12 protein-coding genes are annotated in these 16,208 nt (G+C 29.4%); 10 read left to right on the top strand and 2 right to left on the bottom strand.

Annotated elements, in window-relative coordinates; all coding sequences use genetic code 11:
* Positions 1–196: 196 nt before the first annotated feature.
* The 10 genes from nagA to I6E17_RS06885 all read left to right on the top strand — a co-directional run bounded on the left by nagA (position 197) and on the right by I6E17_RS06885 (position 14,407).
* Positions 197–1,360 (top strand): N-acetylglucosamine-6-phosphate deacetylase, encoded by a 1,164-nt coding sequence (nagA, locus tag I6E17_RS06840; protein ID WP_235236321.1) that lies wholly within the window; start codon positions 197–199, stop codon positions 1,358–1,360.
* 301 nt (positions 1,361–1,661) lie between these two features.
* Entirely contained in the window at positions 1,662–2,582 is a 921-nt protein-coding gene (gene glsA / locus I6E17_RS06845; protein WP_235236323.1) for a glutaminase A, read from the top strand.
* Between the two features lie 33 nt (positions 2,583–2,615).
* A complete protein-coding gene (locus I6E17_RS06850; RefSeq protein ID WP_235236325.1) occupies positions 2,616–3,497 on the top strand; it encodes an RluA family pseudouridine synthase in 882 nt (293 codons plus the stop codon).
* 32 nt (positions 3,498–3,529) lie between these two features.
* Positions 3,530–3,985, top strand: a complete 456-nt coding sequence (locus tag I6E17_RS06855) for a DUF523 domain-containing protein (RefSeq protein ID WP_176828449.1) — start codon at positions 3,530–3,532, stop codon at positions 3,983–3,985.
* A gap of 67 nt (positions 3,986–4,052) precedes the next feature.
* The gene (gene glgB / locus I6E17_RS06860) at positions 4,053–6,014 is read left to right on the top strand and encodes a 1,4-alpha-glucan branching protein GlgB (RefSeq protein ID WP_176828450.1); all 1,962 of its coding nucleotides are present in this window, start codon (positions 4,053–4,055) and stop codon (positions 6,012–6,014) included.
* Between the two features lie 70 nt (positions 6,015–6,084).
* On the top strand, positions 6,085–7,224 hold the full coding sequence (locus tag I6E17_RS06865; protein ID WP_268825966.1) for a glucose-1-phosphate adenylyltransferase: 1,140 nt from the start codon (positions 6,085–6,087) through the stop codon (positions 7,222–7,224).
* Between the two features lie 19 nt (positions 7,225–7,243).
* Positions 7,244–8,356 (top strand): glucose-1-phosphate adenylyltransferase subunit GlgD, encoded by a 1,113-nt coding sequence (gene glgD, locus I6E17_RS06870; protein ID WP_176828451.1) that lies wholly within the window; start codon positions 7,244–7,246, stop codon positions 8,354–8,356.
* A gap of 34 nt (positions 8,357–8,390) precedes the next feature.
* Entirely contained in the window at positions 8,391–9,821 is a 1,431-nt protein-coding gene (gene glgA / locus I6E17_RS06875) for a glycogen synthase GlgA (protein ID WP_176828452.1), read from the top strand.
* Between the two features lie 44 nt (positions 9,822–9,865).
* On the top strand, positions 9,866–12,298 hold the full coding sequence (locus I6E17_RS06880) for a glycogen/starch/alpha-glucan phosphorylase (protein ID WP_176828453.1): 2,433 nt from the start codon (positions 9,866–9,868) through the stop codon (positions 12,296–12,298).
* 39 nt (positions 12,299–12,337) lie between these two features.
* Positions 12,338–14,407: a glycoside hydrolase family 13 protein gene (locus tag I6E17_RS06885; RefSeq protein ID WP_176828454.1), complete on the top strand. Its 2,070-nt coding sequence runs from the start codon at positions 12,338–12,340 to the stop codon at positions 14,405–14,407.
* Between the two features lie 41 nt (positions 14,408–14,448).
* Here I6E17_RS06885 and I6E17_RS06890 read toward each other — a convergent pair whose 3' ends face one another.
* Both I6E17_RS06890 and I6E17_RS06895 read right to left on the bottom strand, forming a co-directional pair.
* Positions 14,449–14,913, bottom strand: coding sequence for a GNAT family N-acetyltransferase (locus tag I6E17_RS06890; protein WP_176828455.1), 465 nt, complete (start codon positions 14,911–14,913; stop codon positions 14,449–14,451).
* A gap of 72 nt (positions 14,914–14,985) precedes the next feature.
* Positions 14,986–16,173, bottom strand: coding sequence for a M20 metallopeptidase family protein (locus I6E17_RS06895; RefSeq protein WP_235236327.1), 1,188 nt, complete (start codon positions 16,171–16,173; stop codon positions 14,986–14,988).
* Positions 16,174–16,208 lie beyond the last annotated feature (35 nt).

Below are 16,208 nucleotides of genomic sequence, written 5' to 3' on the forward strand. Positions count from 1 at the left end.
ATTTTACAAACTATATCTTTTATAAAATATATATTTTATATGTAAAGATGTTTTAAATACATGAAAGAAAAATTCATTTATGTAATTAAAACTTGTATTTTAAATGCAAAATAAGTTGTAATATTCTATAAAATATTTTATAATATAATTATAAAAAAACACAATAAATATATTTTAATAATAAAGGAGACAATCCATGAAAGAATTACTTTTAAAAAATGCTAAAATAGTTTTAAAAGACAGAGTAATTGAAGGTGATGTTCTTGTTGCTGATGGCATTATAAGAGACATTATTGAAAAAAAGAGTCCAGTAAAGGCCGAAACTCTTGAAATTGAAAATACAATTGACCTTAATGGAAAATATCTTATTCCAGGATTTATAGATGTACATATTCATGGTTCAAATGGTGCAGATGCTATGGATGGAACAGAAGAGGCTTTAAGAACTATATCTTCATATATAGTCACTAAAGGAACAACAAAATTTCTTGCAACAACACTTACAAGTTCAAAAGAAGAACTTTTAAATGTTTTAAGAATAGCAGGAGAACTTCAAAATAAAGAATTAGATGGAGCTACAATATTTGGAGTTCACATGGAAGGACCGTATTTTGATGTTGAGTATAAAGGTGCTCAAAATGAAAAATATATGAAACCAGCAGCTGAAAAAGAGATAAAAGAATATCTTGATGTAAAACCTGGATTAGTAAAACTTATGTCTTTATCTCCGCATACAGAACAATCTATTCAGACAGTTAAATTTTTAAAAGAAAATGGTGTAATTATTTCTGTAGGTCACTCTGCAGCTAAATTTAACGATGTAATGAAGGCTGTAGAAGCAGGTCTTTCTCACTCTACTCATACATTTAATGGAATGAGAGGAATAAACCATAGAGAACCTGGTGTTGCAGGTGCTGCTCTTATAAGTGATAAAATAAATGCAGAAGTTATTTTTGATAAAGTTCATATTCATCCAGAAATAGTAAGACTTATGATAAAAGCAAAAGGAACTGATAAAGTTGTATGTATAACAGATGCAATGGCAGCAACAGGTCTTCCTAATGGAGATTACAAATTAGGTGAACTTGATGTTTATGTTAAAGATGGAGAAGCAAGATTAAAATCAAATGACTCTCTTGCAGGAAGTGTTCTTACTCTTGATAAAGCATTTAGACATGTAATAGAGCTTGGATATCCTGTTTATGAAGCAGTAAAATTAACAAGTACAAATGTAGCAAAAGAATTTGGATTAAATGCTGGTGTTATTGAAGTAGGAAAAGATGCAGACTTTGCTGTTCTTGATGACAGTTATAATGTGGACATGACCATCGTAAATGGAAATGTAAAATATCAAAGATAATTAAATTTGAACTTAAAAGTCGCTATTTCGTTTAGCGACTTTTTTATTTACGATAACATACAATTTTAGGGCATGATTTTTTTACAGTAGGATTTTACATTAAAATTTAATGAACATTATAGGCTGTGTTGTTTTTTTTATAAAAATTTTACTTTAATAAAAATCAAAGTTTAGATATAAAAGCTCTTCCTTTTCTTGTACTATTGCTGAAATTTAGAAAATAATTCTAAAAAAATTCTTTTAAATATGATAGAATTATTAATAACATAGTCTTAATATAGTTTAAAATAAGGAGGAGTAGTTGAAGAAAAATTTTTTTGACAATAGAGTATATGATATTTTCAATAAAGAAAGAGATTGCTGTGAAGGGCATTTAGCATCATATATTCCAGAACTTGCAAAAATAAATCCTAATCTTAAAGCATTAAGTATAATTACAAGTGAAAAAGAAGAAATAAATATCGGTAATTATAATTATAAATTTACGATACAAAGTATTTCAAAAATATTTCTTTTAGCTCTTGCGTTAATAGATAATAGTGAAGAAGAAGTATTTAGTAAAATAAGTGTTGAACCTACAGGAGATCCTTTTAATTCTACTTTAAGACTGGAAACAAATCAAAAGGTATTTAATCCTTTTATTAATGCAGGAGCTCTTGCCAGTGCTTCAATGATAAAAGGAAAAAATGCTGAAGAAAAAATAGAAAGATTAAAAAAATTTATAAGCAATTTTACTGATAGAGAAGATATTGATATAGATAGAGATATATACGAATCTGAATATAAAACAGCTAATAAAAACAGAGCCATATCATATCTTTTAAAAAGTATAGGTGTTCTTGAAAATGATGTTGAAGAGAATTTGTCGTTTTATACAATGGCTTGTTCTATAACACTTTCTACTCGTGATTTAGCTAAAGCTGGTCTTGTGCTTGCTTCAAGGGGAGTAAATTTAAAAGGAGAAAGAGTTCTTTCATCAAAAATATGCAAAATAATGATAGCGCTTATGACTACTTGTGGAATGTATGATCATTCAGGAAGTTTTGCTACCAGTGTTGGTATTCCTGCAAAAAGTGGTGTCAGCGGGGGAATACTTGGAGTGGTTCCAAAAAGAATGGGAATATGTAGTTTCAGCCCAGTTATAACTAATCAAGGAAATAGTATTATAGGTGTTGAAATATATAAAGATTTATCAGATATATATGAACTTAATATATTCTAATCTTTTAGAATCAGTAAAATTACAGGAGGAACATTGAAAGAAAAAGGAAATTTAAAATTTAAGGTAAAAGAACAAAATGAGTTAATGAAGTTTCTTATAGAAAGTTTACCAAAAAAAAATAGAAATAATATAAAGTCACTTTTAAAAAATAAACAAGTATTAGTTGACGGAGCAGCAATATCTCAATTTAATCATCCTCTAAGTCCTGGGCAAGAAGTCATGATAACTGAATCAAGACTTTCAGATAAGGACATGAAAGGAATTAAAGTAGTATATGAAGATGAATATCTTATTGCAGTAGAAAAAGCTTCAGGGATACTTTCAATAGCTACAAATAAAGAAAGAGATAAAACAGCTTATAACATGGTTAAAAATTATGTTAAGTCAAGAAATCCTCTTGAAAAGTTGTTTATTGTTCACAGATTGGATAGAGAAACATCAGGAGTTATGATTTTTGCAAAAACAGAAGAAATTCAACAGATTCTTCAGACAAATTGGCAGGATATGGTTCTTGAAAGAACTTATGTGGCAGTAGTTGAAGGAAAAGTAGAAAAAGATAATGATACTATTATTTCATATCTTAAAGAAAATTCAGCTTTTGTTACTTTTTCAAGTGATAAAGAAATAGAGGGATCTAAAAAAGCGATTACTCATTATACTGTTTTAAAGAGAAGCAGAGGTTTTTCTCTTGTTGAAGCAAAAATAGAAACAGGAAGAAAAAATCAAATTCGTGTTCATATGCAGACTATAGGACATAGTGTTGTGGGAGATAAAAAGTATGGAGCATCAACAAATCCTTTAGGTCGTCTTGGGCTTCATGCAAAATCAATAATATTCAAGCATCCTAAAACAGGAAAAGTTCTTTCTTTTCAAACAGGAATACCTGTTAAGTTTTTAGGAATGTTTAAAAAATAATAGGCCTGCATTTTAATATGGAGGAGATTAAAATGATATTAGTAAGTTCATGTCTTGCAGGTATTAATTGCAAATATAGTGGAGCAAATAATCTTGTTCCTTCAATAAGAGATTTAGTAAATGAGGGAAAAGCTATTCCTATCTGTCCAGAACAGTTAGGAGGGCTTACTACACCAAGAGTACCTGCTGAAATTGTAAGGGATACAAAGGGAAAAATAAGAGTTGTTACAAAAGATGGGAAAGATGTTACAAAAGAATATATACTTGGGGCAGAGAGAGCACTTGCTGTTGCGAAGGTACTTGGGATAAAGGTGGCTATTCTTCAAAGAAGAAGTCCTTCATGTGGCTGCGGTGTTGTTTATGATGGTACTTTTACAAAATGTTTAATAGATGGTAATGGAATAACTGCAGAATTATTTATTAAAAATGGTATAAAAGTTTTTTCTGATGAAAATTATTTAAAACAGTCTTTCAATGACCAAGTATAAGAACTTGGTTTTTTGTTTATCTATTAATATAACAAATGTCATTCATCAAAATTAATGAGGTGAAAATATGGTTTCAAAAAATATTTTAAATTTTAACGATGAAATGAAAAAATTTCACCAGGAAATTAATCCTAGACTTCATCATCTTCTTGGATGCAAAGTTATTATTGAGAAAAATAGAAAAGGAGCAGAATTTAAAGTTTGGGCTCCAAATGCGAAAGAAGTGAGGGTAGTAGGAGAGTTTAATAATTGGAATGGGAAAAAACATTTGATGGAACTAGATTCTGAAAATGGAATTTGGTCTTTATTTATTCCAGGGATAAAAGAAGGGGACATATATAAATACGAGATACTTCCTCAAAATGGAGAAAGATTTCTGAAAGCAGATCCTTTTGCTTTTTATTCTGAACTTAGACCAAATACAGCTTCAGTTGTAAAAAATGTTTTTTCTCCATATAAATGGGAAGATGAAGAGTGGTTAAAGAAAAGAGAAAGTTTTAATTCCTATGAAAATCCTATGAATATTTATGAGCTTCATTTGGGATCGTGGAGAAAAAGAGCTGTTGAAAAAGAATTAGGGAAAGAAAAAGAAGAAGATGGAAGAGGATTCTATTCATATAAAGAGATAGCAGATAGACTTTTACCATATATATTAGAAATGGGCTATACTCATATAGAAATAATGCCGTTGGCAGAGCATCCTCTTGATGCTTCATGGGGATACCAAGTAACAGGATATTTTTCAATAACAAGTAGATATGGTGATCCTGAAGGATTTAAATATTTTGTTAATGAATTTCATAAAGCAGGAATAGGAATTATAATGGACTGGGTGCCAGGGCATTTTTGTAAAGATGCTCACGGATTATATAGATTTGACGGAACACCTCTTTTTGAATATGAAGATGATAGAAGAGGGGAAAATTATGGCTGGGGAACTGCAAATTTTGATTTAGGAAAACCAGAAGTAAGAAGTTTTTTAGTTTCTAATGCTGTTTTTCTTTATGAGATATATCATATTGATGGTATAAGAGCAGATGCTATTTCCAATGTTATATATATGGAATATGGAAAACCAGAAATACATGGTCTTAAAAATAAATATGGAGGAGATGAAGATTTAGATGCCATTGAATTTTTAAGACTTCTCAATAAGATAGTTTTTGAATATTTCAAAAATCCTCTTATGATTGCTGAAGAAGCTACAGCGTGGCCTCTTGTTACAAGACCTGCATATATAGGGGGACTTGGATTTAATTATAAATGGAATATGGGTTGGATGAATGATATGCTTAAATATATGGAGTTAGATCCTATTTATAGAAAGTATAATCATAATCTTATTACATTTTCTTTAATGTATAGCTTTTCTGAAAACTTTGTTTTATCACTTTCACATGATGAAGTTGTACATGGTAAAAAATCACTTTTAGACAAGATGTTTGGACATTATGAAAATAAATTTGCTTCACTTAGAATGTTCTATGGATATATGTACACACATCCTGGTAAAAAACTTCTGTTTATGGGAGGGGAATTTGGTCAGTTTATAGAATGGAGATATTATGAAGAACTTGAGTGGAAACTTCTTAAATATCCTATTCATGATAGTATGAAATCATATGTAAGAGATTTAAATCATCTTTATAAGAAAGAGAAATCTTTATGGGAATTAGATTGTACAAGTGATGGTTTCCAATGGATAGACCATAATAATGCTGATCAAAGTATAATTTCATATGTCAGAAAAAGCAGAGATAAAGATGATTATCTTGTGATTATATGTAATTTCACCCCAGTTCACTATTCTAATTTTAAAGTAGGAATACCTAGAATAACAGATTATGAAGAGATATTTAACAGTGACAGAGATATTTATGGAGGATCAAATATAAGAAATATAGGAATTATAAAACCTTTAATAGAGGAAAAACATGGAATGCCATATTCTGTATCTTTAGAGATTCCTCCGTTGTCTACTATAATTTTAAAGCCTAAATTTGTTTCAAAGCATAGTTTAATAAAATAAAATATATATTAAAAAATGTATAATTTGGTAATTCATATAAAACTGAAAAACTAGGAAGGAGTAGATATTTATGAAAAAAGAAATGGTTGCAATGGTACTAGCCGGTGGACAAGGAAGCAGACTTAAACTGCTTACTAAAAATAATGCAAAACCTGCTGTTCCTTTTGGTGGAAAGTACAGAATTATTGACTTCCCTTTAAGTAACTGTACAAACTCAGGAATTGATACTGTTGGAGTTCTTATCCAATATAAGCCTCAGATTTTAAATAACTATATTGGTATAGGTAGAGCTTGGGATTTAGACAGAAACTTTGGAGGAATCAGTTTATTACCTCCATATATGCAGGAAAATGGTGGTTGGTGGTATAAGGGAACTGCTAACTCTATATATCAAAATATGGACTTTATTGATGAATATGATCCAGAATATGTTCTTATTCTTTCAGGAGACCATATTTATAAAATGGACTACAATGAAATGCTTAAATATCATAAAAAGCATAATGCTGATGCAACAATAGCTGTTATTGAAGTAAGTCTTGAAGAAGCATCAAGATTTGGTATTATGAATGTTAGAGAAGATAAACAAATCTATGAATTTGAGGAAAAACCTGCTCATCCTAAGAGCACACTTGCTTCAATGGGAATTTATATTTTCAACTGGAAAGCTCTTAAACAAGCACTGATTGAAGATGAAGCAAATCCAAATTCTTCTAATGACTTTGGTAAAGATATTATCCCTAAAATGCTTGGAGAAGGTCGTAAACTTATGGCATATCCATTTAAGGGATACTGGAAAGATGTTGGTACAATTGAAAGCCTTTGGGAAGCAAATATGGATTTAATTAATGAAGACATTGATTTTGACATCTATGATAAAAACTGGAGAATTTATTCACAAGCTCCAAATAAGCCAGGGCAAGTTATAGGTGAAAATGCAACAATTAAAAACTCTCTTATTACAGAAGGGTGCGTAATAAAAGGTGAAGTTGATAACTCAGTTCTTTTCTCAGGAGTATATATTGAAGAAGGAGCAAAGGTTACAAACTCTGTTATTATGTGTGATACAAGAATAGGAAAAAATTCAAAAGTAGATAAAGCTATATTTGGAAGAAAGGTTGTTGTAGGGGATAACCTTGAAGTTGCAGGTAAGTCTGAAATCCTTCTTATTGAAGAAGACAGAATAGTAAATGAAAATATAGTTAAATAATTGAAGGGAGAGGTAAATTATGCTTAAAAATTATATTGGAATATTAAGTGCTATTGAAAATAAAGAAAATTTAAGAAGACTTGCTGCACATAGAGCAGTAGCTTCTATACCATTAGCTGGAAAATACAGAGTAGTGGATTTCATGCTTTCTAATATGTCTAATGCAGGAATTACAACTATTGGAATTTTTACAGATAATGACTCTCGTTCTTTAAGAGACCATGTAGGAACAGGAAGAGCATGGGAGTTAAACAGAAGACATGGAGGAATTTTTGTATTCAGTTTTAACAGAAGTATGAATGCTAATTATGATGTACAAATGATTAAAGATAATCTTGAGTTTTTATATAAAGCAAAAGAAGAAAATGTTATTTTTTCTTCTACTTATATGATAGCAAATCTTGATTTAAAAGCAGCTGTTGCTGAACATGAATCATCTGGAAGAGATATAACTGTAATCTATAAAAAAATAAATGATGGAGATAAAAACTTTATTGGATGTGACTGTTTAAAATTTGACAGTGATAACAGAGTCATAGATGTTTGTAAAAATACAGGAAATGAAAAGGATATAAATATATGTGCTGAAATTTTTATAATGAAGAAAGAACTTCTTCTATCTTTAGTTGAAAAATGTGCATATATAGATTATGCTTACAAATTAAAAGCTGTTATATATGAAAATATAGATAAACTTGTAGTTAAAGGATATGAATACAAAGGATATCTTGCTTGTATAAATTCACTTCTTGCTTATTATAAAACAAACATGGATATGCTTTCAGTAGATATAACAAGAGAACTTTTCTTTAACGAATCTAACCCAATTTACAGTAAGTCAAAAGATTCACCTCCTACAAGATATTATGATGGATCTGTTGTAAAAAATGCTCTTGTTGCAAATGGATGTGTGATAAAAGGAACTGTAAAACATAGTATTGTTTCAAGATATACTGTTATTGAAGAGGGAGCTGAAATAGAAAATTGTATTCTTCTTCAAAACTGCACTATTAAAAGTGGAGTTAAAATTAAAAATGTTATTATAGATAAAAATGTTACTCTTGATGCAGGAACAGAGCTAAAAGGAAGTGACATCTATCCTCTTGTAATAGAAAAAGAATTTTCTATGTAGGATAGTAATTTTAGAAATTTAGGAGGCACCAAAGATGAAAGTATTATTTGTAGCGTCTGAAGCTGCTCCATTTTTAAAAACAGGAGGACTTGCAGATGTGGCACATGCTCTTCCAAAATATCTGAAAAAATCAGGTGTTGATATTAGAGTGATTATGCCTAAGTATGGAAAAATCTCAGATGAATTTAAAGAAAAAATGGATCATATTGCTGAGTATACTGTTCCTGTAGGTTGGAGAAATCAATATTGTGGACTTGATCATTTAAAACATGATGGAGTTGACTTTTACTTCATGGATAATGAATATTATTTTAAAAGAAATGAGCCTTATGGACACTTTGACGATGGAGAAATTTTTTCATTCTTTTCAAGAGGTGTCTTAGAATCAATAAAATATATTGATGGTTTTATTCCTGATATTATTCATTGTAATGACTGGCATACAGGAATGGTTCCTGTTCTTCTTGATGCTTTTTACAGATATGATGTAAGATTCAAAGATATTAAAACTATTTACACTATACATAACCTTAAATATCAAGGAATTTTCTCAAAAACTGTTTTAAATGAGCTTCTTGGACTTGATGATTCTTACTTTACTGAAGATAAATTAAAATTCTATGATGCAATTTCATTTATGAAAGGTGGAATAATTTACTCTGATATAGTAAATACAGTAAGCCAGTCTTATGCTGATGAAATAAGAACTCCATATTATGGAGAAAATCTTGATGGATTATTAAATGGTATAAGTTATAAACTTTACGGTATTGTAAATGGTATAGATCACGATGCTTATAATCCTAGAAGAGATAAAGATATTCCGAAAAATTTCGGACTGACTACAATGAAAAACAAATTAGTAAATAAAGCTGAATTACAAAAACAATTAGGTCTTCCTATTGACAAAGATATTCCTGTTATAGGGCTTGTATCAAGACTTGTTAATCAAAAAGGTTTAGATCTTATTAAAGGTGTAATCGAAGAAATCCTGCATCTTGATATGCAACTTGTAATATTAGGAACAGGAGATCAGGCTTATGAAGATTTATTTGAATACTACTCACATATCTACCCAGAAAAATTATCTTCAAATATTGGTTTCAGCGATAAACTAGCAAAACTTATATATGCTGGATCAGACATGTTCTTGATGCCATCACTATTTGAGCCTTGTGGAATAGGACAACTTATAGCTTTAAGATATGGAACAGTGCCTATTGTAAGAGAAACAGGAGGTCTTAAAGACACTATTACTCCTTATAATAAATATACAGGAGAAGGAAATGGATTCTCATTTACAAATTATAATGCACATGACATGCTTAATGTTATTCAGCTTGCTATTGAAACATATAAAAATAAAAAAGAATGGCTTGCTATTCAGAAGAATGGTATGAAAGCTGAAACTAGCTGGAAAGATTCTGCTAAAAAATATAACGAGCTTTACAAAAAACTTGTATAGCAAATTACAGTAATTTAGCTAAAGATAAGGAGAAGTGGAACAAATTGCAAATAACAAAAGAACAAATTAAACAAGATTATTTAAAAAGACTGACATTTACTTTTGCAGAGGGAGTAAGTGAAGCATCTATTGACCATAAATACTTAGCTCTTGGTAAGCTAATCAAAGATTATGTGACAGAAGGATGGGCTGAAACTAACAGAGCTTATACTGAGGGAAAAGTAAAGCAAACTTATTATTTTTCAATGGAATTCTTAATAGGTAAACTTTTAGATACATATTTAATTAATTTAGGAATTAAAGATTTATGTTCAGAAGCTCTTGCTGAATTAGGAATAGATTTAGATGAGTTAGCTGCTATGGAACCTGATGCAGGACTTGGAAACGGAGGTCTTGGAAGACTTGCTGCATGCTTTATGGACTCTATGGCATCTCTTTCTTTACCAGCACATGGATGTGGAATTCGTTTTAAACACGGTCTTTTCAAACAAAAAATTGTTAATGGTTATCAAGTAGAAAAACTAGATGACTGGTTAAAAACAGACTTTGTATGGGAAGTTAAAAAAGCAAACAGAGGTATTAATATAAATTTTGGTGGAAATGTTTATATGAGAAAGGTGGGAAACAAGCTTCAGCCTGTTTATGAAAACTGTGAAGTTATAAGAGCTGTCCCTTATGATGTTCCTATTGTAGGATTCCACACTAAAAATGTTAACACTTTAAGACTTTGGAGTGCAGAAATTGATGAAAGTGATATTAACTTATCATCACTTCAAAGAGGAGATTATTTAAGATATCTAGAACATAAATATTCTGTTGAAGAGATTTCTCAAGTTTTATATCCTGATGATTCTAGCGAATCAGGAAGAAGATTAAGGCTTAAACAGGAATACTTTTTTGTAAGTGCTGGAATTCAAACTATAGTAAACAGATTTAAGAAAACAGGAGAGCCTATAACTGAATTACATAATTATATAGCTATTCATATAAATGATACTCACCCTGCTGTTGCCGTTGCTGAACTTATGAGAATTCTTCTTGATCAAGAAGGACTTGAATGGGATGAAGCATGGAGAATTACAGTGAAAACACTTGCTTATACTAACCATACAATAATGGCAGAGGCTCTTGAAAAATGGCCTAAAGATATGTTTGCAAAACTTCTTCCTAGAATATATATGATTGTTGAGGAAATAAACAGAAGATTCTGTCTTGAAGTTTCTAAAAAATATTATGGAGACTGGAACAAGATAAATAATATGGCCATTATTCAAAATGGAAATATAAGAATGGCCAATCTTGCTATTATAGGATCACATTCTATAAATGGAGTTGCATGGTTACATACTGAAATTTTAAAACATAGAGAATTGAAAGATTTCTATGAAATGTATCCTGAAAGATTTAATAATAAAACTAATGGTATAACACATAGAAGATGGCTTATAAAAGCAAATACAGATCTTGCAGATCTTCTAGTTGATACAATTGGAGATGAATGGGTAGAAAATCCTCTTCAAATAAAAAAATTAATGAATTTTATAGATGATAAAAAAGTTCTTGAAAGATTAGGAAATATTAAATACAAAAGAAAAGCAGAAGTTGCTGCTTTTGTTAAAAAAGCTTATGGTATAGAAATAAGTCCAGATTCTATTTATGATATTCAAGTAAAAAGACTTCATGCTTATAAGCGTCAGCTTCTTAATATATTCCATATAATGAATTTATATAATGAACTGAAAGCTAATCCATCAAAAGATATTGTTCCAAGAACATTCTTCTTTGGAGCAAAAGCTGCACCTGCTTATTATTTAGCTAAACAAATTATAAAACTTATAAACTGTGTAGCTGACAAAGTTAATAATGATCCTGAAATTAATGGAAAAATAAAAGTTGTTTTCCTTCAAAACTATGGAGTAACTCTTGCTGAAAAAGTAATTCCTTCAGGAGATATTAGTGAACAAATTTCAACTGCTTCAAAAGAAGCATCAGGAACAGGAAATATGAAGTTTATGATGAATGGTGCAATTACTATGGCTACTCTTGATGGAGCAAATGTAGAAATTGATCAAGCTGTTGGAAGAGACAATATTGTTGTATTTGGATTAACTTCAGAAGAAGTTATGGATTATTATGCTCATGGAGGATATAATGCTTATGAAACATTTAATAATGATCCAAGATTACAGCTTATTATCAGTCAATTAAAGAATGGTTTCTTTGGAGTAGGAGCAGATGAATTTAATCTTATACTTAGAAACTTATTTGATACTAATGATGAATTCTTTGTATTCAAAGACTTTGACTCTTATGTAAAAGCTCAGGAAAAAGTTGATGAATTATATAAAGACAAAGAAAGATGGCTGAAAATGAGCTTAACAAATATAGCAAATTCAGGTATATTCTCATCTGATAATACTATTAAGAAATATGCAGATGAAATCTGGAATATAAAACCTCATAAAATAAGTGAATAGTTTTTAATATTCTTATATCTGAAACAGAGAGGACTAATTATGGAATATCTTGCTTTAAACTGGAAAGATGAATATGTAATATTTAACTCACAGGATACAGAGTACAAAGCTCCTTATGGAGCTGTACCCTGTGGGGAAAAAATAACTTTTAAAATAAAAATCAATGAAAAGGCTATGCCTGAAAATGTAAGACTTCATGTGCTTGAAGATAACAAAGCTAATCCAAATTGCCCCAATAGAGTAGAATATTCTATGGAACAGCTTCCTGTTAAAAATAAACTAGAGAAAGAAGGAGAAGAAGTATATTTGGAATATATATGCACTATTGATTCTCCAAGTGTTCCAAATCTTTTATTCTATTATTTTGAATTAAAACTTACAGGAGGAGTAATTAAGTATTACGGTAATAATTATGATGAAATGAGTGGAAGAGGAAATGTTTATGATTCTTTTCCTAAATCATATCAAATAACAACATATTATCCTGAAAGTACAACTCCAGATTGGTTTAAAAAATCTATTATTTATCAAATTTTTCCAGACAGATTTTTTAATGGAAATCCAGATGGGAAAATAAATTGCCATAAAAAAAATAGTTTTATTTATGGTGATTGGAGTGACACTCCTTTATATATAAAAGGTAAAAATGGAGAGATTCTTCGTTGGGATTTTTTTGGAGGAAATCTTCTTGGTGTAACAAAAAAACTTGATTATTTAAAAGAAATGGGGATAAATCTTATTTATCTTAATCCTATATTCAAAGCTAGAAGTAATCATAGATATGATACAGGGGATTATAAAGAAATTGATCCTATGATTGGTACAGAAGATGATTTTAAACAGCTTATAAAAGAGGCTGAAAAAAGAGGAATTAATATAATACTTGATGGAGTTTTTAATCATACTGGAATGGACAGCAGATATTTTAATGCCTGTGGAACTTATAATTCAGTGGGAGCTTACAATTCAGTAGGATCTCCATATTACGATTGGTATACTTTCTATAAACACCCAAATGATTATGAGTGTTGGTGGGGAGTTAAAGATCTTCCATGTGTAAATGAATTATCTCCATCTTTTATGGATTATATAATAAATGATGAAGATAGTGTTGTAAATAAATGGATGAAGATGGGAATTAAAGGATGGCGTCTTGATGTGGCTGATGAACTTCCAGGACTTTTCTTAAAAGCTTTAAGAAAAAAATGTCATGAAACAGATAAAGATTCAATTCTTCTTGGAGAAGTATGGGAAGATGCTACAAATAAAATAAGTTATAATGTAAGAAGGGAATATATGTGTGGAGAAGAACTTGATTCTGTCACAAATTATCCTTTCAGAAATTATTTTATTGACTTTTTCTCAAATAAATTTGACAGTTTTAAATTGGCAGGCTTTTTTGAAAAAATGAAAGAAAATTATCCCAAAGAAAATTTTTATTCTCTTGTAAATATATTAGGTACACATGATGTTGTAAGAATACTTACTATGACTGAAGGTGTAGCTGGAACTATGCAAGATATAGTTTATAAAAAAGAACTTTACAGGGAAAAGATTCTTCAAAAGGGAGGGCTTTTAAGAAACCTTGAGATTAAAATTTTCAAGCTTATAATTCTTATGCAAATGACTTTCCCAGGAGTTCCTATCATATACTATGGAGATGAAGCTGGAGTAAGGGGAGGAGCTGATCCTGATAACAGGCGTACATTCCCTTGGGGAAATGAAGATAAGAATATTCAAGATTGGTATAAGTCACTTACATCTTTAAGAAATAGAAATGATTTTTTTACAACAGGATATTTTAAACAAATACCGATAAATGAAGATGTTTATGGAATTCTTCGTTATTCTTTAAATGAAAAAGATTCTTTTAATAAAAATTTGAAAAAAAGCAACAGTCATTTTGCTTTTGTATTTATTAACAGAAATCCGCTTCTTTCGTTTAATGTAAAATTGAGTATAAAAGATTATCCTTATATATTTAAAAACATTTCTTCAGATTCTTTAAAATCATTTTTTGATAAGGAAAATATAAAAATAACAGAAGAAGAAATAAACTTTACAATAGAACCTTTAAGTTCAAAGATTTTTTCAGATGAAAATTTATAAAGCTTATACAAAATAAAACCGGGAAATAAAAATTCCCGGTTTTATTTAAATTTTTCCATTTTGTAGTTTTCACCATTACATGATTTTGCAATTCCACCAGAATACTCATATCCCATCTTCTTATAAAAAATATGTGAAGAAAGAGAAGCATCAACTTGAATTCTTTCTGCTCTTAAAAATATTTCATCTTTTTCAAGCTCTTTGATTAAACTTTTTCCTACTCCTTTTCCATGATATTCAGGAAGAATAAAAAAAGCGACAATAATACTTTCGTTTTCACTGTTAAAAGGTTTAATAGCTCCACAGCCTATAATTTTTTCATTTTCACATGCCACATACATATGTCCTTCCTGAGCAGTTTTTTTAACTGTTTCAGGGTTATAATATGAAGCAAATTCAATCATATGTTCTCTTGGATAGTCTTTTATATTTACTTCCATAAGATTTCGCTCTATAAGTTTTGAAATAATTTCAGCATCTTCTTTTTTAAATTTTCTGATAAACATAAAAATCCTCCCTTAACAAAATATTTAATTAATTTTTCTAAAAAAATAAAAAAATCCTTTTTTTTAAGAAAATTATTTTAATTTTTTATATGTTGAAAGAATGTTAAGTATTTGAATTTTTATTCCAATTAAAAGAGAATCCTCATCTATACTAAAGTTTTCACTATGAAGAGGGGCTGTGATTCCTTTTTCTTTATTTTTTGTTCCAAGATGAAAAAAAGCACCTGGAACTTTTTCTAAATAATATGCAAAGTCTTCAACTCCCATATCAGTTAATGCTTTTATAATAGTATTTTCTTTACCTAAAAGGTTTTCACTGTTTTCTTTTATGATATTAACATATTCATCATGGTTTATAAGAGCATTATAGCTGTCTTTAAAAAGAATTTCACCTTTTGCACCATAAGCATTGCTTATCATTTTAACCATATCTTCAAGTCGTTTTTTTAAAACTTCTTTTGTATGATTTGATATGGTTCTCATAGTTCCTATACATGTAACTTCTTGAGCAATTATATTTTCAGTTTCTCCTCCAGATATTTGTCCAAAAGTTATTACAGCAGAATCCCTAGAATCTATATTTCTACTTATAATTGATTGTATACTGCTTATAACTTGTGCAGCAGTTACAATAGCATCTACTCCTTTGCTTGGATATGCTCCATGACAGCTTTTTCCAGTTATTTTAAATTTTATTCTAGTTGAAGAAGCATTCATTGCCCCATATTTTATTCCTATTTTTCCTGTTTCTAAAGATGGATCCATATGAAGTCCAAAAATAGCACTTACATCTTTAAGACAATTATCATTTATCATAGGAAGAGCTCCTCCAGTTGTTTCTTCTGCTGGCTGAAATAAGAATTTTACATTACATGGAAGGTATTCTTTATTTTCAGATAAAATTTTAGCTACTCCAAGAAGAACAGCCATATGAGCATCATGACCACAGGCATGCATATTTCCATGAAATTTGGAAGTATAAGGACATTTATTTTTTTCTATAATTGGAAGAGCATCCATATCTGCTCTTAGTGCAATTGTTATATTTTTATTTTTTCCTTTTAATTCAGCAATAATTCCACTTTTCCCTATTCCTGTTTTAAATGGAATATTTAATTCTTTAAGTGAAGTTGTGATTATTTTTATTGTTTCAGGAAGATTAAAATCAAGTTCAGGATATTTGTGAAGCTCATGTCTTATATTAATAACCCAAGGTAAATATTTTTCACTGTCTTTTAAAAATATATTTTGAATTTCCATAGTTGGTCTCCTTTATTTTATATTTTTGATAATTG

The organism is Fusobacterium perfoetens (assembly GCF_021531595.1).
Taxonomy (GTDB): Bacteria; Fusobacteriota; Fusobacteriia; order Fusobacteriales; family Fusobacteriaceae; genus Fusobacterium_B.